This window comes from Azospirillum sp. CT11-132, from assembly GCF_047302835.1.
GTDB lineage: Bacteria > Pseudomonadota > Alphaproteobacteria > Azospirillales > Azospirillaceae > Azospirillum.
On record NZ_JBGLZA010000003.1, the window covers coordinates 1,378,734 to 1,401,437 of the forward strand.

A 22,704-nucleotide genomic window follows, 5' to 3' on the forward strand; every position below is an offset into this window, starting at 1 on the left:
AGCGTGAGCGCGGCCTATATCGGTGGATCCGGATGAGACCAATCGAGCACCGCGCATGCCCGCCCCCATCATCGTCTGGTTCCGCAACGATCTGCGCCTTGCCGACAATCCGGCGCTGACCGCCGCCGCCCAGGCCTCCGCCGAACGCGGCGCCCCGGTCATCCCGCTCTACATCCTGGAGGAGGAAACCGGGGATCCCCCCTTGGATCCATGGACGCTCGGCGGGGCGCAGCGCTGGTGGCTGCACGGCAGCCTGGAACGGCTCGCCACCTGCTGCGCCCGCCATGGCTCGCCGCTGGTGCTGCGCCGGGGCGAGCCGGGGGCGGTGCTCGACGCGCTGATCGCGGAGACGGGGGCGGAGTGCGTTCTGTGGAACCGCCGCTATACCCCCGCCAAGACCGCCCGCGATTCGGCGATCAAGGAGCGTCTGAAGGCGCGCGGCATCGACACACGCAGCTTCAATGCCGGCCTGCTTGCCGAACCCTGGACCGTCCGCAACAAGAGCGGTGGTCCCTTCAAGGTCTTCACCCCCTTCTGGCGCCATCTGTCGGCCACGCTGAACCCACCGCTGCCGACCCGCGCCCCATCCGAACTGATGGCGCCGGGCACCGCACCGGCCAGTGACGATCTCGACGGTTGGGGCCTGCTGCCGACAAAGCCCGACTGGGCGGCGGGCCTGCGCAAGCGCTGGGTGCCGGGGGAGACGGCGGCGCTGTCCCACCTTGCCGATTTCCTCGACGGGCCGGTCGGGGTCTATGCGACGGAGCGTGACCGGCCGGACCGCCCCGGCACTTCCGTCCTGTCGCCCTATCTGGCCTTCGGGGAGATCGGGCCGCGGCAGATCTGGCATGCCGCCCGCCATGCCGCCGAGGCCCGGCCGGAACTGGCGCCCGGCATCGACGCCTTCCTGCGCGAGATCGGCTGGCGCGAGTTCCAATACCACCTGCTGCACCATGCGCCGGAACTGCCCGACCGGCCGCTCGATCCCCGCTTCGCCGACTTCCCCTGGCGCGAGGATGCCGCCGGCCTGCGGGCTTGGCAGCGCGGGCGCACCGGCTATCCCATCGTCGATGCCGGTATGCGCCAGCTGTGGGAGACCGGCTGGATGCACAACAGGGTGCGGATGATCGTCGCCTCCTTCCTGATCAAGGATCTGCTGCTGCCATGGCAGGAGGGGGAGCGCTGGTTCTGGGACACGCTGGTCGATGCCGATCTGGCCCAGAATGCCGGCAACTGGCAGTGGGTGGCCGGCTGCGGCGCCGATGCTGCCCCCTTCTTCCGCGTCTTCAACCCGGTCCTGCAGGGCGAGAAGTTCGACCCCCAGGGCGATTACGTCCGCCGTTACGTCCCGGAACTGGACCGGCTGCCGCCGCGTTGGATCCACCAGCCCTGGGCCGCGCCGACCGAGGTGCTGCGGCAGGCCGGCGTCCGGCTGGGCGACGATTACCCGCGCCCGATCATCGACCATGCCGTCGCCCGCGACCGCACGCTGGCCCTCTACAACGAGCACAAGGGCAAGGTGGAAGCCGAGTCCTGAGTGTCGATCTTCATCGAAGAGTCATGGCGTCGCCCGCAATCGGTCACGCGCATTCGCTATCGTGTGTTCAGCGGCCCGGTGCGGTCGCGCCATCCCAAAAAGAAAGAACGACCGCCACCTGACAAGGCGGCCCCTCCCCCGGGGCCGCCTTTTCCCTTGTCGCGTTGCATCAGCCGACAGAGTGTTATAAAGTAACACCCATGTCCGCGCTTCACGACCATACCCACTGCATCGCCGATGCCCTGACCCGTGCCGACGCGCTGTGCGCCGAACGGGGCGCGCGGCTGACCGCATTGCGCCGCCGCGTGCTGGAGCTGGTGTGGTCCAGCCACCGGCCGCGCGGCGCCTATGCGATCCTGGAGGATCTCAGCCAGCAGGACGGCAAGGCGGCGGCACCGCTGACCGTCTATCGCGCGCTGGAGTTCCTGGTCGAACAGGGGCTGGTCCACCGCATCGAATCGCTGAACGCCTATGTCGGCTGTGCCGCGCCGGGGGATGTCCATTCCGGGCAGTTCCTGGTGTGCGAGGCCTGCGGCGACGCCGCCGAGATCGACGATCCGGGCGTCGGCGCCGCCATCATCGCCGCGGCGGCCGAGCGCGGCTTCCGCGTCCAGCGCCCCACCGTCGAGGTGCGCGGCCTGTGCAAATCCTGTCAGGAGAATCCCCGTTGAGCGCTCCCGCCGCCTCTCCCGCCCGTCTTCCCGTCTCGGTGCTGACCGGCTTCCTCGGCAGCGGCAAGACCACGCTGCTGCAGGCACTGCTGCGCAATCCGGCGATGGCTCGCACCGCCATCGTCATCAACGAGTTCGGCGAGGTCGGGCTCGACCATCTGCTGGTCGCCAAGGCGTCGGAGAACATGGTGCTGATGGACAGCGGCTGCCTGTGCTGCACCATCCGCGGCGATCTGGTCGACACGCTGCGCGACCTGTTCCTGAAGCGGGTGAAGGGCGAGATCCCCGAATTCGACCGGGTGGTGGTGGAAACGACCGGGCTGGCCGATCCCGCCCCGATCATCCACACCCTGATGTCCGATCCGTTGCTGGCCGCCCGCTTCCGCCTGGACGGCGTCATCGCCACGGTGGACGCGGCGCACGGCTCGCTCCAGCTCGACCGCCAGCCGGAAAGCGTGAAGCAGGCCGCCGTCGCCGACCGCATCGTCCTGACCAAGACCGACGTCGCCACCCCGGCGGCGACCACCGCCTTGATGCAGCGCCTCGCCGCCATCAACCCGGCCGCCCCGATCATCCCCGCCGCCCATGGCGAGGTCGATCCGAACAAACTGTTCGACGCCGGTCTGTACAACCCGGAGACCAAGAGCCCCGACGTTGCCCGCTGGCTGCGCGAGGAGGCCTATCGCGACGAGCTGGCCAAGGCGCAGGGGCATGGGCATGGGCATGGGCATCATGACCATGATCACCATGGACATGATCACGACCATGACCACGACCACGGCGACCATTGCGGTCCCGATTGCGGCCATGACCATCATCACGACGCCAACCGCCATGACGACCACATCCGAGCCTTCTGCATGGTGATCGACCGGCCGATTCCCTGGAACGGATTCGTCGATTTCATGGAAGCGCTGATCGCCCAGGCCGGCGAGAACCTGCTGCGGGTGAAGGGCCTGCTGAACGTCCAGGAAAGCGAGCTGCCCGTGGTCGTCCACGGCGTACAGCACATGTTCCATCCGCCCGTCCGCCTGGAGGACTGGCCCAGCGACGACCACCGCACCAAGCTGGTCTTCATCACCCGCGACCTCGGCCAGCCGGTGATCGAGCCGCTGTTCAACGGGCTGGTCTGGGGTGAGGGGAAAGAGGGGTAAGTGCGGGCTATGGGGTGCCCCCTCACCACATTGGTTGCCCCCTCCCCATCCCTCCCCCGCTTCGCGGGAGAGGGGGCAGGACCTTTGCAGAGGTTAGCAAAGAACGGCGGCAGTCCCCTCTCCCGCGAAGCTCTCGCACAAAGCTTTGCTTTGTGCTGACGCGACAGGCGGACCATAGGTCCGCTGAGAGCGGGGGAGGGTTAGGGAGGGGGCACTCGAAGCCGACACCGCCCCACCACCCTCACTTCCCCACCACCCGCCGCAACGGGCTGTCGCCGACCGCCCAAACCCCGCGGTCCGTCGCCTTCGCGCCCTCAAACACCAGCCAGCTCTGCCGCCCGTAATGCGGCAGCGGCCGGAGCAGCGCCTTCAGCGCCTCGGCATCGGCGCCCGACACCACCAGCGCCGTCCGCCCATCCGCCGCACGTGACACCCACACCCGTGCGCTGCCGCGCCCGGCCAACTCCGCCGGCACCGGCGGCAGCCTGCGCGCCTCCAACGTCCGCGCCACCGCCGCGTCGGTGCCGACCAGCAGCAGCGGCGCCGCTCCACCGCCACTCTCCCTGCCGCCACTCTCCCGACCGGAAGCGTCGATCAGCCGGCCGGCCAGCGTCCCTGCCGCCTCCGCCGCCTCGCCATCCATAGGGCCATCAACGGCGATCACCCGCTCCGCACCCGGACGCAGGGTCACGTCGCGCAGGATCGGCGGCGCCTCCCCCGGAGCCAGACGGCGGAACAGGTCGAAGTCGGGGTCGACCGCCACCGCCCGGACCTCCGCTTTCGATGGAATGCGCAACGTCGCCTGCCGGCTGTCGAATTGGACGCTATGCTCCTCCACCCCGGCCGCCGTCTCCAGCCGCACCGGTAGGGTCAGGGCATAGGGCGCGTCGGCCTCCTGCCGCAGGGTCAGCTGTACACCGTCGCCCACGGCACGGGCATCGACCAGGGTCAGCATCGGTGCGCCCCGCCGCCCCACCCATTGACTGAACAGCCCGCTTAGGTCACGGCCGGACGCCGCCTCGAAGGATTGGCGGAGGTCGGACCAGCCGGCATTGCGAAAGGCAAACCCACTCCAGAATTTCCGGATGCCGGCGTCGAAAACGTCGTGCCCGATCTCCGCTTCCAGCATGTGGAACAGCATCGCCGCCTTGCCGTAGCCGACGATCTGCGAGGCATCGTGCGTCTTGGACAGGAACTCCGTCAGCGGGCGGTCGCGCTCGGCCGGCAGGGCGGCATAGTCGCGCAGCCAGTCCAGCCGCATCGCCCGCGCCGCGTCGGCGCCGAGTTCGCGGGCGGCGGCATAATCGGCCATGTAGGTGGTCAGCCCCTCCGCCCAATTGCCGCCCTCACCGACCCGCACGCCGTTGCCCCACCAGTTGTGCATGATCTCGTGGGTCAGCGACTGGCTGCGGATGAAGGGCAGCGGCAGCACCGCACGGCCGATGGCGGTCAGGCCGGGGAAACCCAGCCCCACCGGCGGTGGAACCGATACAACGCTGAAGCCGTCGAAGGGATATGCGCCGATGCGGGCGGACCCGGCGGCGATCGCCTGCTCCGACAGTCCGAGATAGCCGTCGGCCAGCCCCGCCTGATCCGAATGGCGGTAGAGCCGCAGGCGCAGGTTCCCCGCCATCCGCTCCTCCACCGTCCAGGGACCGGCGAAGACGGAGGGTTCTTCCACGCTGCGGCTTTCCTCGAACACCGCGCGGTAGCCGGCGGCGTCGCGCCCCTCCTCCACCAGCCGGCCGGTGGCGACCGCGACATAGGGCGCCGGCACCCGCACCGACAGCCGCCAAGTCGGTGGTTCTTCCGATGCCGAGGCCGGATCGGGCAGCCAGCCGCCGAGTCCCGGCAGGAAGGCGCCCTCTCCATCCAGCGCAAGGCCGGTGCCGGCGGTGAAGCCCGGCAGCCGGCCGCCATAGCGGATGGTCACCGGCCCGCCTCCCTCCGGCACCACCAGCCGCAGCCGGTCGCCACGCCGATCCACCGGGACGGGCTTGTCGCCGGCCCGCGCCTCCTCCAGCGTCAGGGCCGGGTCCAACCGCAAGGACTGAGTCCCGGCCGGCAGTGTCAGCCGATCTACCGCCTCTATCCGTCCGGCGGCGGGATCGAGCGTCAGGTCGATGTCGTGGTGAAGCGGTGCGGCACCGGCCGGGGCGACCACGCCCAGGACCAGTGCCACTCCCACCAGGGTCCCCAGGGCAGGGAACCGGATGCGCAGGATCGTCGTCATGGCCCTGAAGATGGTCGCCGGACCGGCAAGGCGCCAGCGCGGCGTCATGCCGCGCGGATGCTCTCCAGGAAGCCGTCCACCTCGCGGCGCAGCCGGTCCGCGACGCCGGTCAGGAGCCCGGATTCATCCAGCATCTCGTTGGCCTTGGCACCGGCATCGGTGGTCGCCTCGCTGGCGCCGGCGACATTGACCGAGACCGCCTGCGCACCCTGGGCCGCCTGATGGACGTTGGCGGAAATGTCCCGCGTCGCAGCCCCCTGCTGTTCCACCGCCGCGGCGATGGCGCTGGAGATGCTGGTCATCTCGCCAATGACATGGCCGATGTCGCGGATCGCCACCACCGCCACGTTGGTCGCCTGCTGGATTTCGGCGATCTTCTTCTGGATGTCGTCGGTGGCACGGGCGGTCTGGTTGGCCAGTCCCTTCACCTCCGACGCGACGACGGCGAAGCCCTTGCCGTGCTCGCCGGCACGCGCGGCCTCGATGGTGGCGTTCAGAGCCAGCAGGTTGGTCTGCCCGGCGATCGAGTTGATGAGGCTCACCACCTCGCCCACCTCGTTGGCGGCGCGGACGAGGCCATTCATCACCTCGTTGGTCTTGGCCGCTTCGGTCACCGCCTGGTTCGCCACGTCGTTGGAGGCGCTGACCTGCCGGCCGATCTCGCCGATGGAACTGGACAGCTCCTCCGTGGCACCGGCGACGGTGTTGACGCTCACTGCCGCCTCTTCCGCGGCCTGGGCGGCGGCGCTGCTGCGGCTGGTGGCTGTGCCGGTGCTGACGGTCAGCGACTGGGCGGTCTGGCGCATGGTGCCGGCCGAGGCCGTCACCTGCCGCACCACCTCGCCGATGGACCGTTCGAAGCCGTCGGCCAGCCTGGACAGCAGGGCCACCCGCTCGGCCTCCGCCTTGACGTGCATCTCCTCCTGCTGGGCGCGCAGGCGGCGGTTTTCCAGCCCTCGTTCCTTGAACACGCCGACCGTCGCGGCGATCTGCCCGATCTCGTCCCGGCGGTCGGTGTCGGTGACCTCGACATCCAGGTCGTCATTGGCCAGCCGCCGCATCGCCGCGGTCAGCCGCGACAGCGGATGAGTGATGGAGCGCGCAATCCACAACGACAGCAACAGCGCCGCGATGCCCAAACCACCGCCGAGCAATCCGGCCTGCAGCGCATGGCGGCGGAACTCGGCCTCGATGTCGTCGACATAGACACCGGTGGCGACGATCCACTTCCAGCCCGGCGTCATCTGCGAATAGGCGATCTTGGGGCTTGGCTGGGCCCCCGCCACCTTCGGCCAGGAATAGGAGACGTACCCGCCACCCTTGCGCCCCTCTTCGACCAGAAGCTGTGCGAAGGGAATGCCATTCGGGTCCTTGGAGTCGCCGAGATTTCGTCCTTCGATTTGCGGCTGTCCACCGTGGACTTCAACCAAGCCATCGGCATCTGTGGCGAACAGATATTCGTTCCCGGCGTAACGCATCGAACGTATGGCGTTGCGGGCCGCGGTACGGGCCGCGTCCAAGGGCATCTCACCCTTTGCAGCACGGGTTTCAAAATCTTTGACGACACCGATGGCAGCCTCGACGATCGAACGAACCTTTGCCTCGCTGGCCTCCTGTTGAGTGGTGTGAAGAGAAGAGAGAAGGATGGCGGCCACACCTATGATTGCGCAGAGCATAACTGCGGAAATGGTGAGGAATTTTTTTCCTATGCTGACGTTCTGCATTCACACGACCTCCCGGATAGAATATTAGAATTCTATGGATTCGGTCGGTCAGTGTCAAAACGGAATAGTGAAGACACAATTGAACGTCAAATGCGTCAGAAGATTACAGGCTGCTAAGAGATTGATAGCAAATCATCACAATTGATCGGAAAGACTCCAAAAACAGATCCCAAGCCTAGGTCAACCCGCATAGGCGCGCACCCGATCATACAACTTTGACAACCGGACATCGCAGATCTCTAGCTCTTTCAAGTGATCAACTGTGTTGGCCAAGTAATCGATGTTGGGCCCGCGTTGGCCGCAGCAGCCGGCGATGCGACAAACGACCGCAGCCTCGTCCAGGCCTCGGCAGTATTGCGGGTGGTTGCGGTCGACGACGAAGCAGCAGGCGCTGACCGACTCCAGCCCTTCCGCCGAGCGGCCGTCACGCAGGCGCACGCGCAGCAGCCTCGGCCGGTAGACCCGGCTGTCCATCTCGCGCTCCCACAGATAGTCGAGGGTCGAGGGCACCTCCGCCGCGGCCACCCGGAAGACGATGCCCCGACAGGAGCCGCCGCGGTCCAGCCCCAGCACCAGCCCCGGCCGCTCCGGTGTTCCGCGATAGCGATAGGAGGCGACGCAGAAGCTGCGGTGATATCCCGCCAGGGTCGCCGCATGCCGCTCCGCAAACAGGAAGCCGGGGTTCCACATCAGCGAGCCATAGCCGAACACCCACAGGTCGGCGCCGGGTTCGACGGCGATGTCGCCGGTCCAGGCGGGAGTCGGAATCGGTGAATCGGGAGCCATGGCAGATCGCAGAAGGAAAGATCGCTTGGGACTGGTTGGAACCGAATCGGCGGCCACCGAGCCTAGCATGCGGGTTCCGGGGTCGCTATAACGGTACGGAGATGGAACGGACATGCCACCGATGCGACCCAACGCCACCTCTTCCGTCCCGCGCCGCCTGCTGACCGGGCGCCGGATCGCGACCATCCTGGTTCTGATGGTCCTGCTGCTGCCTGCCCTTCTTTATTCATTGTGGTGGTGGCAGGCGGCCCGTTCCGTGCGGGAAGGGCTGGAGACCTGGGTCGCGGACCAGCGTGCCAACGGGGCGGTCGTCGAACATGGCGGGCTGACCGTAGGCGGTTTCCCCTTCACCCTGCGGGCCGAGCTGGAAAAGCTCCATCTGGCGACCCGTGGCGCCGACTGGCAGGGAGCGGGCCTGGTGGCGGAGGCAGCCCCTTGGAATCCGACGCGCATCGCCCTGACCTTTCCCGGCGAGCAGCGCCTCTCCATCGTCCAGCCCGGTCAGCCGCCCGTCGACATCCTGGCACCGCAGGGCGGCAGCGGCGACGTGACGATGCGGATGTCGGGCACGCTGGAGCGGCTCGCCCTGCACTTCACCGGTCTGACCGCGCAGGTCGCCGGACAGCCGGTGCCGGTCGCCGCGTTCGACGTCAGCGCCGCCCAGCCGGACCAGCCGCCGGCCGAACGCGGCACCGCCGGCCTGACCGTGACGCTGTCCGCCGACGGGCTAACCCTGCCCGACGGCATGCCGCCGACGCTGGGCCGCGAGGTGAAACGGACGGAACTGACCCTGCGCGTCATGGGCATACCGCCACGACCGGAACCGGCGAGCCTGTCGGCCTGGAGCCGCGACGGCGGCACGGTGGAACTGGACCGGCTGGCGCTGGATTGGGGACCGCTGGGAGCGGTGCTGTCCGGCACGCTGGCGCTGGATGCCCAGTTGCAGCCGCAGGCGGCGCTGACCGCGGAGATCCGCGGCGCGCCGGCCATCCTGGACGCGGTGAAGCCGATGATGCGCCCGAACGAGGCCGCCATCGCCAAAACCGTGCTGGCCATGCTGGCGCGTCCGACCGGCCCGAACGGCGAACCGGTGGTCACCGCCCCGGTGACGGTGCAGGACCGCGCCCTGTATGTCGGGCCGCTGCGCGTCGCAGCGTTGCCCAAGCTGGTCTGGTGACAAGTATCGGGCGGTGCTGTCGATAACCGGCGGAAATGCAACAGGTGTCGGCGGGCATGACGCTTCCATGACTCCGCCCCCTTGTTTCACACGGCGCGTCAGGTCAAATTGACGCAGTCCCTGTCGCGGCTGCCATGGTGCGTCGGTCGATGTGTCGGTTTCTTGCCTATTGCGGCGAACCCGTGTTCCTGGAAACGCTGGTCTGCACGCCCTGTCATTCCCTGATCGAACAGTCGATGCACGCCGCGGAGGCGAAGACCGAAACCAACGGGGACGGCTTCGGCGTCGGCTGGTACAGCGAGCGGACCGAGCCCGGCCGCTATTGCGAGATCCGCCCGGCCTGGTCGGACGAGAATCTGCAATCGATCTGCAGCCATGTCCGCTCCCACCTGTTCTTCGCCCATGTGCGGGCGGCCACCGGCACCGCGGTCAGCCGGGCCAACTGCCATCCCTTCAAGGCCGGGCGTTTCCTGTTCATGCACAACGGGCAGGTCGGCGACTGGCCCCGCCTGCGCCGCCGGGTGGAGGCGATGATCCCGGACGAGCTGTACAGCTCCCGCACCGGCACCACCGACAGCGAGGCGATCTTCCTCGCCGCGATCGGCCAGGGGCTGGAGCAGGATTCGGTCGGCGCCTTCCAGCGCGTGCTGCATGCCATCCGCGACGAGATGCAGGCGCTGGACATCACCGCACCGCTTCGCTTCACCGCGACCTGGACCGACGGCGAGCGGGTGTGGGCGGTGCGCTGGGCATCCGACGACAAGCCGCCCAGCCTGTACTGGCGCCGGGGCGAGAACGGCCTGATCGTGGTGTCGGAACCGGTCGACGCCCAGCGCGACCAGTGGCGGCAAGTGCCCCCCAGCGGCGGACTGGTGGCGCGCATCGGTGCCGCGCCGGAGATGTTCACGTTTCATTGAGCGAGGATTGAGCGAGGGGCCATCACCCCTCCAGCAACCGCTCCTTCGGCAGCAGGATGGTCACCGCCGTCCCACGCTCCGGTGCGCTGTCGATCTCAACGCCGCCGCCATGCAGCTCGGCGAAGCGGCGCACGATGGGCAACCCCAGCCCGACCCCCTCATGCTGGCGGACCAGCGAGCGTTCGGCCTGGGTGAAGGGGTTGAAGATGCGCCCCATCAGCTCGGCTGGAATTCCCGGCCCGTTGTCGCGCACGGTCAGCCCGACGAAGTTGCCGCGGTCCTCCACCGCCACGGCGACATGGCCGCCGGTGGGCGTGAACTTGACCGCGTTGTCCAGCAGGTTCAGCACCATCTCGCGCAACCGGCGGCGGTCGATGCGCATACGGAAGGCGGGACAGGGATGGACGGCCACCGTCAGCCGCTTGCCCGCCGCCTTCGGCGCCAGCATGTCGGCGCAGCCGGTCAGCAGTTGGGGGATGTTGACGTCGCTTTCCTGGATCTCGATGGAGCCGGTGGAGCCGCGCGTATAGTCCAGGATGTTGTTGACCATGGTCAGCAGCGACCGGCCGCTTTCCTCGATCAGCTTCACATATTCCAGGTAATCGGGATGGCCCAGCTTGCCCATCCCCTCCCCGGCCAGCACGTCGGCGAAGCCGATGATGGAGTTCAGCGGGGTGCGCAGCTCGTGGCTCATCACCGCAAGGAAGTCCAGCTTGGCGCGATCGGCCTTGCGTGCCGCCTCCAGCGCGTCCGACAGCTCGGCGGTGCGCTCCGACACACGGTGTTCAAGCTCGCGGTTCTGTTCGGCGGCGCGGCGGTAGAGCTTGCGGATCTCCACCATGTTGCGGACGCGGTGCAGAAGCTCCCAGGCGATGAAGGGCTTGGTCAGGAAATCGTTGGCGCCCAGTTCCAGCGATTTGCGCCGGGTCTCCTGGTCGGTCTGGGCGGTGAGCACCAGGATCGGCACGTAATCGTCGCCGAAGATCGGCTTCAGCCGCTCCATCAGGTCGAAGCCGCTCATGTGCGGCATGCGGATGTCGATCAGCAACAGGTCGAACGGCTCCGCCGCGCAGAGGTCCGGCACCTTGCGCGGGTCGGTCTCGCCGCGCACACGGCGATAACCGTCATGGCTCAGGATTTCCCGCAACAGGTCGACGTTGGACGGGTTGTCGTCCACGATCAGGATGCTCGCGTCCTTGACCTGCTGGGCGAGCGCCGGGTCGATCTGGCTCCTGTTCATCGGGAGCGTGCACCTTTGAACCGTCCGCGTGGGCAATTAGATTTGCCTCTGAACGGATCGAATGCAATCCAAAATGAGCAGCCGGGCGAAATGAACGACCGGATACCCGGTCCGGTGGCGCTCAGGCCCGCTTTTCCCAGCCGCCGCGGTCGGTCTGCTGCCAATAGGTCAGGCTGTGGCCGGCCGCTTTGCAGGCTTTCCAGCGCTGGCGGGCGGCCAGCACCGCCTCGTCGTCGTTGCCGTCGAACAGGTCGCAGACCAACTCGAAGCCGTCCATCCGGTCGCTGACGCAGCCGTCCACCGTAACCAGCACGGTGGCGCCGTTGGGGTTCTCGTCGGCATCGGTCAGCCACACCGGCTGCTTGTCGGCGAAGCCGTCGCGCGCCGCACCGTGCGGCAGGAAGGAGCCGGGATCGTAGGTCCACAGATGCTGGTTCAGCATGTCCACCCGCTCCGGCGAACCGGCCAGCACGACGGCGCGCCAGTTCCGCTCAAGAACCTTCTCCAGGATCTTGGGCAGCGCCTGCTCCATCGTGCGCCGTTGCAGGTGGTAGAAGCGGACTTCGGTCATGGCTCCTTCACACAACTCAGGTCATCAGCCTTCGTGGTATTCCGCCACGAAGCGGTCGAGCAACCGCACGCCGAAGGCGGAGGCGCCCTTCGGAACCGTGGGTCCGTCCTTCTTCGCCCAGGCGACACCGGCGATGTCGATGTGCGCCCAGGGCAGGTCGTTGACGAAGCGCTTCAGGAACTGCGCGCCGACGATGCTGCCGGCGCCGCCGCCCGACCCGGTGTTCTTCATGTCGGCGGCCGGCGAGTCGATTTCCTTGTCATAGCCGTCGCCCAGCGGCATGCGCCACACCGGCTGGCCCACCTTCAGGCCGGCGGCCGTCAGGTTCATGGCAAGGTCGTCGTCGTTGGCGAACAGGCCGGCATGCTCGTGGCCCAACGCGACGATGACGGCGCCGGTCAGGGTGGCGAGATCGATCATCAGCTTGGGCTTGTAGACGTCCTGCGCGTACCACAGGCAATCGGCCAACACCAGACGGCCTTCGGCGTCGGTGTTGATGACCTCGATGGTCTGGCCGGACAGCGAGGTGACGATGTCGCCCGGACGCTGCGCCGTGCCCGACGGCATGTTCTCCACCAGACCGACGATGCCGACGGCGTTGACCTTCGCCTTGCGGGCGGCCAGCGCGTACATGGTGCCGATCACGGTGGCGGAGCCGCCCATGTCCCACTTCATGTCTTCCATGCCGGCCGCACCCTTGATCGAGATGCCGCCGCTGTCGAAGGTCACGCCCTTGCCGATGAAGGCGACCGGGCGCTTGTCGGCGGCATCCGGGTTGCCGTTCCAGCGCATCACGACCACGCGCGGCTCGAAGGCGCTGCCCTGGGCGACGCCGAGCAGGGCGCCCATGCCGATCTTCCTCAGCTTCTTCTGGTCGAGGATCTCGACCTCGACGCCGAACTGCTCCAGCTCCTTCGTCTTCTCGGCGAGGCTTTCCGGATAGATGACGTTGGCCGGTTCGGACACCAGATCGCGGGTGAAGCGGATGGCGTCGGCCAGCGTGTCCAGCTTTTTGAAGGCGGCCTTGGCGGCGCCGTCATCCTCGACCAGCAGCGTCACCTTGCGCAGGCTGGGCTTCGGCTCCTTCTTGTCGGACTTGCGGTCGTTGGTCCGGTACTTGTCGAACTTGTAGCTGCGCAGCTGCGCGCCGAAGGCGATCTCCGCCGCGGCGGCGGCCGGGGAAAGCTTGGCCCCCTCCGGCAGTTCGACCAGCAGCGCCGCCTCGTCGGCAGCCTTGTCGAGCTGGACGGCGATGGCGCCGCCGGCAGCCTGGAGGACCAGATCGGTCAGGTCGGCGCCCTTGCCGATGCCGACCAGCAGGATGCGGTCAAGCTCGGTCCCGGCCGGGGCGAGCAGCGTCAGCGTCTCGTCCTTCTTGCCGGTGAAGCGGGCGGCGGCCATGGCGCGGGCCAGCGCCCCGCCGGTCTTCTGATCCAGCTCGCGCCCGATCAGGCCGAGGCTACGGTCGGCGGCGACGGTCACGGCGAGCACGCCGGAGGACGGCAGGGACGGCTTGGCGAAGGAGAACTTCATCTGGTCCTCTTGAGGGGGATTGGGCGAATACGCCCGGATGGCATCGGCGGCGGAAAGCCTACCCCACCGATAAGGAGCGCGCCACCCCGGCTGTCAAGGGTGGGGTTCTTCGGCTTTCGTGCGAAGTCAGACCCCCACCTAACCTCCCCCGCTGGGCGGGGGAGGGACTGCCGCCACTCTCCCGCATAAGCACTTGCCCCCTCCCCCGCCCAGCGGGGGAGGGTTGGGGTGGGGACATTCAGCAGGCGCTACTCACGCATCGATCGCCTTGCCCAGTTCGACAGGATCGACCTCGCCCTGCTCCATCCCGACGTCGGACACGCTTTCCTCCGACACCGTCTCCTCTACACGGCGTTCCAGCACGGCGGCGAAGAAGCCGTCGGTATCGTGCTTGGCCGGGGTCAGGCGCAGGTACGGACCCTCGACCGGCGGCGCGCCGGCCTCCTCCTCCGCCCACACCTCGGCGACGGGCTTCACGATGAAGTCGTGGTGGGTCTGCAGGAAGGCCTCGACCTGCGCCTCGTTCTCGTCATGCAGCATGGAGCAGGTGGCGTAGATCAGCCGCCCGCCCGGCTTCACCAGACGCGCCGCGCTGTCCAGGATGTTGGCTTGCAGCGGCAGCAGCTGCTCCAGCCCCGGACCGAGCTGGCGCCAGCGGGCGTCGGGGTTGCGGCGCCAGGTGCCGGTGCCGGAGCAAGGCGCGTCGACCAGCACGCGGTCGAACTTGCGCTTGTGGCGCTTCACCCACGGGTCACGCTCGCTGGTCAGCGGGTGGGCCTCGATGTTGTGCAGGCCGGCGCGGCGGAAGCGCTCGGCGGCGCGCTTCAGGCGCTTGTCCAGCACGTCGCAGGCCACGACGCGGCCCTTGTTCTTCATCAGCGCCGCGACGGCCAGCGTCTTGCCGCCGGCGCCGGCGCAGAAATCGACCACCTGATGGCCGGGCTTCGGCGCCACCGCCAGCGCGACCAGCTGCGAGCCCTCGTCCTGGATCTCGACCAGACCGTCCTTGAAGGCATCGACGCTGCCCAGCGGCGGCCGGCCCTTCACCCGCAGGCCCAGCGGCGACCAGCGCGTGGTCTCCGCCGTGATCTGCGCCTTGGCCAGCGCCTTGATGGCGCTCTGCTGGTTCGCCTTCAGCGGATTGATGCGCAGGTCGAGCGGCGCCGCCTCCAGCAGCTTTTCCATTTCCACCCCGAAGCGGTCGCCCAGCGAGGCGCGCATCGCCGCTTCCGCCCACTCCGGGCATTCCACCCGCACCGTCTCCGGCATGTCGGGATGGTCCATCGTGTGGCTTTCCAGCTTGCCGACCAGCGCCAGTTCGTCATCGGTCAGGCGGGCCGGGGCGAACTTGCCACCGCTGAACATCTCCAGAACCACGCCGGCGTTGCGGTTCTCTTCCAACAGCAGATAGGCCAGGACGCGGGCGCGCGGGGTGGCGCGCTCGTAGCCGCCGCGCTCGATCCACCAAGTGAGCCGGGCATGGCGGCGCAGGATCGCGTAGGCCATCTGGGCGACGGCGGTGCGGTCCTTCGACCCGATGTAGCGGCGATTGCGGAAATAGGCGCTCATCACCGCGTCGGCGGGGCGAGGGGTCTCGTCGATCTCGGTCAGCAGATCGATGACCGCCTGGAGGCGGGCGGCGGGTGTCATGGCGTCTGGTCCCTTGGGGTGTCACATGGCGGCGAACAGGACCGGCCGCCCGCATGTTCCCCCGCATCGGATCGGGGACGGGATGCACAGTTGCGGACGGTCCTTCACGTATGGGCTGTCGATACCGCGTTTGCCGCGTCCTGTCACGCCTTGCCGCCGCGCGGCTGCCCCGCTTGCCGCCGGAAAGGCGCGGCCGGCGCCCACCCGTGACAACCGGCCGCGACCTACCCGAAAGTGCAGGTTGGGGATTGACGACTCGGGGTAACCACCGGCACAAACGATCGGGTGATGTGACCTTATCGTGACCGGACCGCCAGAGCGGCCGGACGATCCGGGTCTTCGAATGGACAGATCGATTGCTGGTGGCGGAGTGCGCGATGGCGGCTGCGGCTGGGGTGGCGTGTGCGCGTGAAATGAAGCGGCCCAAAGTGCGGCAGCTCCTGCGGCTTTCCCTGCTCGGCGGCCTACTGGCGACGCTGGCGGCCTGTGCCGGCACCGCGCCGACGGTGGACGGGCAGCGGACCACGGCCCAGCGTCCGACCTGGGATCAGGTGTCGCCCGACTTCCGCCATCTCGCCGGCTGGATCGACGACGACCATGCCCAGGCGGTTCCGGCGGTGCAGCGCACTTGCGGCTGGGTGAAGAACCAGCCGCCGGGCAAGGCGCTGGGGCAGTTGCGCGCCGCCGGCACCACCGACGACTGGCGCGCCATCTGCGCCGCCGCCCGCGACCTGCCCGCCGGTGACAGCGAGGCGGCCCGCCGCTTCTTCGAGACCTTCTTCACCCCGCGCGACGTCAGCAACGGCGAGAACGGCCTGTTCACCGGTTACTACGAGATCGAGCTGCACGGCAGTTGGACGCGGACCGAACGCTACAACGTCCCGCTCTACCGCATGCCGGCGCGCGGCAAGCGCGGACTGCCGACCCGCGCCCGGATCGAGTCCGGCGCGCTGAAAGGCAAGGGGTTGGAACTGATGTGGGTGGACGACCCGGTCGACGCCTTCTTCCTGGAAATCCAGGGCTCCGGCCGGGCGGTCATGGCCGACGGCTCGGTGGTCGGCATCCATTACGCCGGCCAGAACGGTCACAGCTATTACCCGATCGGCCGCCATATCATCGACATCGGTGACGCCACGCCGGAACAGATGTCCTTGCAGACGATCCGCCGCTGGCTGAAGGACCATCCGGCCGAGGCCCAGCGGGTGATGAACCTCAATCCCTCCTACGTCTTCTTCAAGGTCAAGCCCGAGGTTGGCGCCCGCGGCGCCCGCAACATGGAGCTGACCCCCGGCCGCAGCCTCGCCGTCGATGTCGAGCATATCCCGCTGGGCGTCCCGCTCTGGCTGGAGGTGCGCGACGCCCCGGTGCCGGGCGGCGCCATCAACCGGCTGGTGGTGGCGCAGGACACCGGCGGCGCCATCAAGGGTCCCGTGCGCGGCGACCTGTTCTGGGGCCACGGCCAGCAGGCGGAGGAAGGGGCCGGCGTGATGAAGGCGCGCGGTCACTACACCATGCTGGCACCGCGCAGCCTGTCGGTCCAGACCGCACAGCGGAAGTGATGACGGAGGGCGGAGATATCCGGCTGGAGCGCCTGACCGCCCTGCCGGACCGCGCGGCGGCGCTGTCTGCCCTGGAGGACATCTTCTTCGCCTCCACCACCCGGACGGAGTTCGCGTCCCCTGCCGACCGCGCCGCCTTCCTCTCCACCTGGACCGGCTGGTTCGTGGCGGAGGTGCCGCGGGACATCTGGATGGCAGTGGCGGCCGACGGGCTGGTGGTCGGCTATCTCACCGGCTGCAAGGACAGCGCTGGCTCGGCTGAGCTGGCGCGGCGCATCCCGAAATACGAGGTCTTCGCCGACCATTTCACCGCCTACCCCGCCCATTTCCATGTGAATGTCCGGCCGGGCTGGCGGCAGCATGGGCTGGGACGCCGGCTGGTCGACCGCTTCGCCGAGGATTGCCGGGCCGACGGTCTGCCCGGCGTGCATCTGGTCACCGCCGTCTTCGCCCGCAATGTCGAGTTCTACCAGCGCGCCGGCTTCACCGACGCCTGCCAGCGCGGTCCCCTGCTGTTCCTCGGCCGCCGTCTGAACCCCTGACTTTGGGGACGCCGCTGTGCTAGGCAGGGGTATCCCCTTGCTGGAAAGCCCGTTGCCATGACCCGCCCGCCCCTGTTGATCGAAAGCCCGCAGAACCCGCAGTTCAAGCTGTGGGAATCGGCGCTGGAAAGCCGTGGGCTGAAGAAGAACGGCAAGTTCCTGCTGGCCGGCCTGAAGACCGTGCCGGAGGCGCTGCGTCAGCATCCCGACCGGTTCGAGCGGCTGCTGTTCACCGACCCGGCGCAGATATCCTCCTGGCGCCTGCCGCCGGGGGTGGAGCCGGTGCAGTTGGCCCCTGCCCTGTTCCGGACGCTCGACGTGTCGGGTACCGGTTTCCCGCTGCTGGTCGGCGCGGTGCCGAAGATGCCAGCCATCGACCTGTCGCAGCCGCCGCAGGGGCTGGAACTGCTCTGTGCGCTGGGCGATCCCAGCAATTTGGGTGCTTTGCTGCGCAGCGCGGCGGCGTTTGGGGTGTCGCGGATCGTGCTGCTGGAGGGGGCTGCGCATCCCTTTCATCCAAAATGCCTGCGAGCAGCATCGAATGCGCAGTTCGCGCTGACTCTGCTGCGCGGGCCGCGATGGTCGGCGGTGAACGACGCGGCCGGGCCGCTCTATGCGCTGGACGGTGGGGGCGAGGATCTGACGCGCTTCGACTGGCCGGCCGACATGCGGCTGATCCTGGGCGAGGAAGGCCAGGGCGTGCCGGCCGACTGCCCGGCGACGCGGCTGTCGGTGCCGACGACCGGCGCGGTGGAGTCGCTGAACGCCACGGTGGCGGTCAGCGTGGCGCTGTTCGCGCGGTACGCGGCGGTGAGGGGCGGTTAAGGGATGGGCTTCGATTTGCCCCCACCTATCCTCCCCCGCTGGGCGGGGGAGGATAGGTGGGGGTCTAATTCAGCAAGTAACCTACCTACCCCATCACCGACGCCAGCACCTGCACCACCTGATCCGACCCGTAAGGCTTCTTCAGCACCGGCACGTCCGCAAACCGCTCCGGCACCGCGGCGCTCTCGCCATAGCCTGTCGCGAAGACGAAGGGGATCCCCAGTTCCCGCAGCCGTTCGGCGACCGCGAGCGAGGTCTCGTTGCCCAGGTTGATGTCCAGCACGCCGACCACCGGCGGGTCCTCGTCGATCAGGCGCAGGGCGTGGCGGACGCCGGCGGCGGTGTTGACGCGGCTGGCGCTGAAGCTCAGCAACACGTCCTCCGTCGCCATGGCGATGATCATGTTGTCTTCCAGCAGCAGCACCGGACCATCGATTGAGAAATCGGCCGCAGGCACCGGCAGGCTGCGCCGGCCGCCCCCCGGCAGGCTGGCGGCGACGGTCACATACTGGGCCGGGATCATGAAACGCGCCCGCAAGCCCGACAGGGCATAGGTCACCTCGGCCTCACCCTGCAGATCGTGGGGGACGGAGCGCTCGATCACCGTGGTGCCGAAGCCGACGCGCGAGGGCGCCCGCACCGGCGGACCGCCATTCTCCTGCCAGTCGATCTGCAGCCGTCCGCCCTCGTCGATCGACCAGGCGGCCTCCACCCAGCCGCCGCTGTCGCTGAGCGCACCGTATTTGGCCGAATTGGTGGTCAGTTCATGCACCACCAGCGCGAAGACGGAGAAGGCCTGCGGCGCCAGCAGCACCTCCGGCCCGGTCAGCCGCACCCGCTCGCTTTTGGCCGACAGATAGGCGCCGATCTCCGCCGCGATCAGGGCGCGCAACGAGGCCGGTCCCCAATTGTCGGCGGTGATCTGGTCATGGGCGCGGGCCAGCGCCTCGATGCGGCCGGCGACGATGGCGGCGAACTGCTGCACCGTCTCCGCCCCGGTTTCGCTCTGCCGCACCAGGGCGCGGACGAGGCTGAGGATGTTGCGGACGCGGTGGTTCAGTTCGGCGATCAGCAGCTCCTGCCGCTCGGTCGCCTCCTTGCGGGTGCGGCCGGCGATGTCGGCCAGCCGCAACACCACCTCCAGCAGCGTCACCCGCAGGGATTCGGCGTTGCGCTCGTCCAGCTCGGCCCAGGGCTTGGACCGGCCGCGCACGGTTTCCTTCCAGGCCTCGAAGCTCTTGCGCGGGGTCAGGCGCGGACCGTTGGGCCCATATTGCGCCGGCTTGGTCGGGTCGCCGCCCCAAGTGACGGTGCGGATCAGCTCCTTGCGGAAGAAGACCAGATAGTCGCGCGGCATGCGCGAGACCGGGATGGCCAGCAATCCGCAGGCCCGTTCGGTGAAGTCGCGGGCCGGCGGGTGGACGGCCCCCAATTCGTCGGTCAGATAGACCTTGCTGGGCGGCGTCCGGTGGAGGAAGCGCATGATGCCCTGCGTCTCCTCCCGCGTTGGCGTCTCGCCCTCCATATGCAATTGGCCGTCGATACAGCAGGCGAAGCCGTCGCACTCGATCAGCGTCCGCAGCTCCGCCGCGAAGGTGAGCAGGTTTTCCAGCGGCGATTCGCTGTCGGCCAGCATCGACATGATGCGGACATGGGCGCGGCGGGCCTGCGCCTCGTGCTGGCTTTCCTGTTCGCGCTCGCGTCCCTCCAGCAGAAGCGAGACCATTTGGCCGAACAGTTCAGCGGTGGTGCGCCGTTCGAAGGAAAGCGAGCGGGCATGGCGATGGTGGCAGGCGAACAGACCCCACAGCTTGCCATGCCGCAGGATCGACACCGACAGCGAGGCGTTGACACCCATGTTGCGCAGATATTCGACATGGATCAGCGAGACGCTGCGCAGCAGGCTGAGCGACAGGTCCAGCGGCTGCCCCGTGGGATCGAGCGTCGGCACCACCGGCACCGGCGGCGCATTCACGTCGGCGATGCAGCGCAGCCAATTGCGTTCGTACAGGCGCCGGGCCTGCTGCGGGATGTCGGAGGCCGGATAGCGCTGGCCAAGGAAGCTGCCGATGCCGTGCACCGCCGATTCGGCGATCACCTCCCCCGCCCCGTCGGGGCCGAAGCGATAGACCATCACCCGGTCGAAGCCGGTCAGCGCCCGCATCTGGCGCGCCGCCTCGCGGCAGAAGGCATCGAAGCCGCGGGTGTTCTGGACCCGCGCGATCATCGAGCGCAGGAGCGACCCGGAGTCCTGCGGCCCCTCCCCCTCGCTCGGCTCCGCTTCGATCACGATAGCGGAGCCGGACAGGTGAACGGCGACGTCGCAGATTGGAGCGAGTTCGGACAGATGGACGCCGAAGGCGCGCTCGACGCTGCCGTTGATGTGGGCGACCTGCAACCGGCCGCGGATGGTGTGCAGCGCCTCACCGGTGATCACGCGGGACAGCGGAAGCCCCAGCAGGTCTTCGGGTTCCCCCCCCAGCCAGCGGCCGATATTGGCCGAGACATGCAGGACGATCCAATCGGCCGTAACGGCGATCAGGAATCCGGTGGGCTGGATAAGACCAAGCTGGTGAATGGGCTCCCGGTCACAATCGGTGAGGTCTACATACCCCGAAGGAACCGGGCCGCTCATCGAACAAAGACTTCGGACAAACGCGACCTCAAGCGGAAGCTGGACCGGCGGCGTTTGTCACGCACTGCCAAGGGATTTCGTCAACAATTTAGGCAGGTGGATGGAAGGCCGCAACGCTCCAAAATGGCTATACCTTTGCTCTCATTAAGGCTTGTTAACTTAACATAGGATAAGCACCTGAGCGTTCTGCGCGTGATTTGAACCGCCAAGCTTTGGCATTGCGCGAGATCGTCAGAACTTGGCGCCGGCTTTCTACAACCAGGAATACGTGGCACGAGAACCGGACGCGCGACCCGCAAATTTCCGCAGTGGGACCTTTCATCCCTGACGGGCTGCTCGAAAGCCGACGGCGGCGCAGGATGCCGGCCTTTCCAACCGCCACAGGATTCCCGCAATGACGACGCTGGCCGCAGGTCAGGACGACCGCATCCGCATCCGTGAGGTCACGCTGCTGTCCGACGACTGGTATGTGCTGAAGAAGACCATTTTCGATTACCGCCGCCGCGATGGCCGTTGGCAGACCCTCAGCCGGGAGACCTATGACCGTGGCAACGGGGCCGCCCTGCTGCTGTACGATCCGACCCGCGGCACCGTCCTGCTGACCCGGCAGTTCCGCTTTCCCGCCTACGTCAACGGCCACGCCGAGCCTCTGCTTGAGGTGTGCGCCGGCCTGCTCGACGACCGCAGTCCGGAAGAGGCGATCCGGGCCGAGGCCGCGGAGGAGCTGGGCGTGACCGTCCAGGCGCCGCGCCGGGTGTTCGATGCCTTCATGAGCCCCGGTTCGGTGACGGAGCGTTTGGCCTTCTTCGTCGCCGAATACCGCGCTGCCGACCGCAGTGAGGGTGGCGGGGTTGCCGAAGAAGGCGAGGACATCGAGGTGGTCGAGTTGACCTTCGCCGATGCCCTTGCCATGGTCGGCAGCGGGGCGATCCTGGATGGCAAGACCATCATGCTGCTGCAGCACGCCGCCCTTCATGGCCTGCTGCCACGGTGACGACATCCGCCCGCCCCGCCGGCCCAGGCAATTCGGATGGGGCGATTCGGATGGGGACTGGATGATCGACGATGCGGATCTCGACTGGGAAGATATCCGCGCCTTCCTGGCCACGGCGCACAGCGGCAGCCTGACCGCAGCGGCACAGCGCCTGCGGCTGAGCCCGCCGACCCTGGGCCGCCGGCTGAAGCGGTTGGAAGAGACGGTGGGCGGTCCATTGTTCGACCGGCTGCCCAACCGGCTGGAACTGACGGCGCTCGGCCGCACCGTGCTGGACAGTGCTGCGGCCATGGGCGATGCCGCCGCGGCCTTCGCCCGCAATGCCGACCGGCTGGTCGCAACGGCCCGGCCGGTGCGGGTGACGGCAACCACGTCCGTCTCCGCCTTCCTCACGCTGCATCTGTCCGATCTGCTGGCGGATACCGGCGCCGACCTGACCATCCTCAGCACCCGCAACCCCTTGAACCTCGCCCAGCGCGAGGCCGACATCGCGCTGCGCATGGACCGGGTGCCGGCCGAGGGCGATCTGGTCACCCGCCGGCTGGGACACTTCGGCTTCACCCTCTATGCAAAGCGGGAACTTCGCGACGATTGGTCCGGCCGCTGGGATGGCGTTCCGGTGGTCGGCCTGCCGGAAACCCGGCGGCGGCCGTCACAATCGGGATGGGTGGACGATACGATCCGGGATCGCGGCGCCCGAATCGTGGCGCGGCTCAGCGAATTGCCGATGCGGCTCGACGCCGCCCGGCGCGGAATGGGGATGACGCTGCTGCCCTGCGTGCTGGGCGATGCCGAACCGGCGCTGGTCCGCGTCGTCGATCCGCCGGCCGCGCTCGGCGAGGATGTTCATCTGCTGGTCCACCGCGACCGGCGCGAGGCGCCGGCCGTGGCAGCGGTGGTGGATGCTCTGGTCCGTCTGTTCCGCCGCCATGCCAAGGCGCTGGCGGGGAAGTGAT

General features: G+C 68.3%; 18 protein-coding genes. 10 read left to right on the forward strand and 8 right to left on the reverse strand.

Annotated features, from left to right (window positions below):
• Window positions 1–55 precede the first annotated feature (55 nt).
• The 3 genes from ACCD06_RS12275 (at window position 56) to ACCD06_RS12285 (ending at window position 3,362) form a co-directional block, all read left to right on the forward strand.
• Entirely contained in the window at window positions 56–1,537 is a 1,482-nt protein-coding gene (locus tag ACCD06_RS12275; protein WP_413340928.1) for a cryptochrome/photolyase family protein, read from the forward strand.
• A gap of 200 nt (window positions 1,538–1,737) precedes the next feature.
• On the forward strand, window positions 1,738–2,208 hold the full coding sequence (locus tag ACCD06_RS12280; RefSeq protein WP_109073859.1) for a Fur family transcriptional regulator: 471 nt from the start codon (window positions 1,738–1,740) through the stop codon (window positions 2,206–2,208).
• Window positions 2,178–3,362: a CobW family GTP-binding protein gene (locus ACCD06_RS12285; protein ID WP_413340931.1), complete on the forward strand. Its 1,185-nt coding sequence runs from the start codon at window positions 2,178–2,180 to the stop codon at window positions 3,360–3,362. The genes ACCD06_RS12280 and ACCD06_RS12285 overlap by 31 nt, the downstream gene beginning before the upstream one ends.
• A gap of 241 nt (window positions 3,363–3,603) precedes the next feature.
• Here the strand turns inward: ACCD06_RS12285 and ACCD06_RS12290 are convergent, their stop codons facing one another.
• The 3 genes from ACCD06_RS12290 to ACCD06_RS12300 form a co-directional block, all read right to left on the reverse strand.
• Entirely contained in the window at window positions 3,604–5,643 is a 2,040-nt protein-coding gene (locus tag ACCD06_RS12290; protein ID WP_413340933.1) for a M1 family metallopeptidase, read from the reverse strand.
• Window positions 5,640–7,319, reverse strand: a complete 1,680-nt coding sequence (locus ACCD06_RS12295; RefSeq protein ID WP_413340935.1) for a methyl-accepting chemotaxis protein — start codon at window positions 7,317–7,319, stop codon at window positions 5,640–5,642. Before ACCD06_RS12295 ends, ACCD06_RS12290 begins: the two co-directional genes overlap by 4 nt.
• Before the next feature lie 180 nt (window positions 7,320–7,499).
• A complete protein-coding gene (locus tag ACCD06_RS12300) occupies window positions 7,500–8,105 on the reverse strand; it encodes a gamma-glutamylcyclotransferase (protein ID WP_136704270.1) in 606 nt (201 codons plus the stop codon).
• A 112-nt stretch (window positions 8,106–8,217) separates the two neighbouring features.
• Between ACCD06_RS12300 and ACCD06_RS12305 the strand changes: the two genes are divergently transcribed.
• Window positions 8,218–9,282 (forward strand): DUF2125 domain-containing protein, encoded by a 1,065-nt coding sequence (locus tag ACCD06_RS12305; protein ID WP_413340937.1) that lies wholly within the window; start codon window positions 8,218–8,220, stop codon window positions 9,280–9,282.
• A gap of 149 nt (window positions 9,283–9,431) precedes the next feature.
• Window positions 9,432–10,199: a class II glutamine amidotransferase gene (locus ACCD06_RS12310; RefSeq protein WP_413340939.1), complete on the forward strand. Its 768-nt coding sequence runs from the start codon at window positions 9,432–9,434 to the stop codon at window positions 10,197–10,199.
• Between the two features lie 22 nt (window positions 10,200–10,221).
• Here the strand turns inward: ACCD06_RS12310 and ACCD06_RS12315 are convergent, their stop codons facing one another.
• From ACCD06_RS12315 to ACCD06_RS12330, 4 genes are all read right to left on the reverse strand, one after another.
• Complete coding sequence (locus ACCD06_RS12315; protein ID WP_413340941.1) at window positions 10,222–11,439, reverse strand: ATP-binding protein; 1,218 nt, start codon at window positions 11,437–11,439, stop codon at window positions 10,222–10,224.
• Between the two features lie 121 nt (window positions 11,440–11,560).
• Window positions 11,561–12,010 carry a DNA polymerase III subunit chi gene (locus ACCD06_RS12320; RefSeq protein ID WP_149198301.1) on the reverse strand — a complete coding sequence of 150 codons (450 nt, stop codon included), beginning with the start codon at window positions 12,008–12,010 and terminating at the stop codon, window positions 11,561–11,563.
• Between the two features lie 24 nt (window positions 12,011–12,034).
• Window positions 12,035–13,543 carry a leucyl aminopeptidase gene (locus ACCD06_RS12325; protein WP_136704273.1) on the reverse strand — a complete coding sequence of 503 codons (1,509 nt, stop codon included), beginning with the start codon at window positions 13,541–13,543 and terminating at the stop codon, window positions 12,035–12,037.
• Window positions 13,544–13,795: 252 nt separating this feature from the next.
• Window positions 13,796–15,193: an RsmB/NOP family class I SAM-dependent RNA methyltransferase gene (locus ACCD06_RS12330; RefSeq protein ID WP_109073867.1), complete on the reverse strand. Its 1,398-nt coding sequence runs from the start codon at window positions 15,191–15,193 to the stop codon at window positions 13,796–13,798.
• 413 nt (window positions 15,194–15,606) lie between these two features.
• On the opposite strand from ACCD06_RS12330, the gene ACCD06_RS12335 reads away from it, so the two are divergent.
• From ACCD06_RS12335 to ACCD06_RS12345, 3 genes are read left to right on the forward strand one after another with little or no spacing between them, the layout of a single operon-like run.
• Complete coding sequence (locus tag ACCD06_RS12335; protein ID WP_413340944.1) at window positions 15,607–16,752, forward strand: murein transglycosylase A; 1,146 nt, start codon at window positions 15,607–15,609, stop codon at window positions 16,750–16,752.
• Window positions 16,752–17,294, forward strand: a complete 543-nt coding sequence (locus ACCD06_RS12340; protein ID WP_413340946.1) for a GNAT family N-acetyltransferase — start codon at window positions 16,752–16,754, stop codon at window positions 17,292–17,294. The genes ACCD06_RS12335 and ACCD06_RS12340 overlap by 1 nt, the downstream gene beginning before the upstream one ends.
• A gap of 57 nt (window positions 17,295–17,351) precedes the next feature.
• Window positions 17,352–18,119, forward strand: a complete 768-nt coding sequence (locus tag ACCD06_RS12345; RefSeq protein WP_136704277.1) for a TrmH family RNA methyltransferase — start codon at window positions 17,352–17,354, stop codon at window positions 18,117–18,119.
• An 85-nt stretch (window positions 18,120–18,204) separates the two neighbouring features.
• On the opposite strand, the gene ACCD06_RS12350 is transcribed toward ACCD06_RS12345, so the two are convergent.
• Window positions 18,205–20,754, reverse strand: coding sequence for an HWE histidine kinase domain-containing protein (locus ACCD06_RS12350; RefSeq protein ID WP_413340948.1), 2,550 nt, complete (start codon window positions 20,752–20,754; stop codon window positions 18,205–18,207).
• A gap of 394 nt (window positions 20,755–21,148) precedes the next feature.
• Here ACCD06_RS12350 and ACCD06_RS12355 point away from each other — a divergent pair, with 394 nt between their 5' ends.
• Entirely contained in the window at window positions 21,149–21,748 is a 600-nt protein-coding gene (locus ACCD06_RS12355; protein WP_413340951.1) for an NUDIX domain-containing protein, read from the forward strand.
• 61 nt (window positions 21,749–21,809) lie between these two features.
• Entirely contained in the window at window positions 21,810–22,703 is an 894-nt protein-coding gene (locus ACCD06_RS12360) for a LysR family transcriptional regulator (RefSeq protein WP_413340953.1), read from the forward strand.
• The last annotated feature ends 1 nt before the right edge of the window (window position 22,704 follow it).

Excerpts from the sequence above, each read along its gene's own strand:
- ACCD06_RS12275 (WP_413340928.1), top strand. The coding sequence starts at position 56 with ATGCCCGCCCCCATCATCGTCTGGTTCCGCAACGATCTGCGCCTTGCC.
- ACCD06_RS12280 (WP_109073859.1), top strand. The coding sequence starts at position 1,738 with ATGTCCGCGCTTCACGACCATACCCACTGCATCGCCGATGCCCTGACC.
- ACCD06_RS12290 (WP_413340933.1), bottom strand. The coding sequence starts at position 5,643 with ATGACGCCGCGCTGGCGCCTTGCCGGTCCGGCGACCATCTTCAGGGCC.
- ACCD06_RS12295 (WP_413340935.1), bottom strand. The coding sequence starts at position 7,319 with ATGCAGAACGTCAGCATAGGAAAAAAATTCCTCACCATTTCCGCAGTT.
- ACCD06_RS12300 (WP_136704270.1), bottom strand. The coding sequence starts at position 8,105 with ATGGCTCCCGATTCACCGATTCCGACTCCCGCCTGGACCGGCGACATC.
- ACCD06_RS12305 (WP_413340937.1), top strand. The coding sequence starts at position 8,218 with ATGCCACCGATGCGACCCAACGCCACCTCTTCCGTCCCGCGCCGCCTG.
- ACCD06_RS12310 (WP_413340939.1), top strand. The coding sequence starts at position 9,432 with ATGTGTCGGTTTCTTGCCTATTGCGGCGAACCCGTGTTCCTGGAAACG.
- ACCD06_RS12315 (WP_413340941.1), bottom strand. The coding sequence starts at position 11,439 with ATGAACAGGAGCCAGATCGACCCGGCGCTCGCCCAGCAGGTCAAGGAC.
- ACCD06_RS12320 (WP_149198301.1), bottom strand. The coding sequence starts at position 12,010 with ATGACCGAAGTCCGCTTCTACCACCTGCAACGGCGCACGATGGAGCAG.
- ACCD06_RS12325 (WP_136704273.1), bottom strand. The coding sequence starts at position 13,543 with ATGAAGTTCTCCTTCGCCAAGCCGTCCCTGCCGTCCTCCGGCGTGCTC.
- ACCD06_RS12330 (WP_109073867.1), bottom strand. The coding sequence starts at position 15,193 with ATGACACCCGCCGCCCGCCTCCAGGCGGTCATCGATCTGCTGACCGAG.
- ACCD06_RS12335 (WP_413340944.1), top strand. The coding sequence starts at position 15,607 with ATGAAGCGGCCCAAAGTGCGGCAGCTCCTGCGGCTTTCCCTGCTCGGC.
- ACCD06_RS12340 (WP_413340946.1), top strand. The coding sequence starts at position 16,752 with ATGACGGAGGGCGGAGATATCCGGCTGGAGCGCCTGACCGCCCTGCCG.
- ACCD06_RS12345 (WP_136704277.1), top strand. The coding sequence starts at position 17,352 with ATGACCCGCCCGCCCCTGTTGATCGAAAGCCCGCAGAACCCGCAGTTC.
- ACCD06_RS12350 (WP_413340948.1), bottom strand. The coding sequence starts at position 20,754 with ATGAGCGGCCCGGTTCCTTCGGGGTATGTAGACCTCACCGATTGTGAC.
- ACCD06_RS12355 (WP_413340951.1), top strand. The coding sequence starts at position 21,149 with ATGACGACGCTGGCCGCAGGTCAGGACGACCGCATCCGCATCCGTGAG.
- ACCD06_RS12360 (WP_413340953.1), top strand. The coding sequence starts at position 21,810 with ATGATCGACGATGCGGATCTCGACTGGGAAGATATCCGCGCCTTCCTG.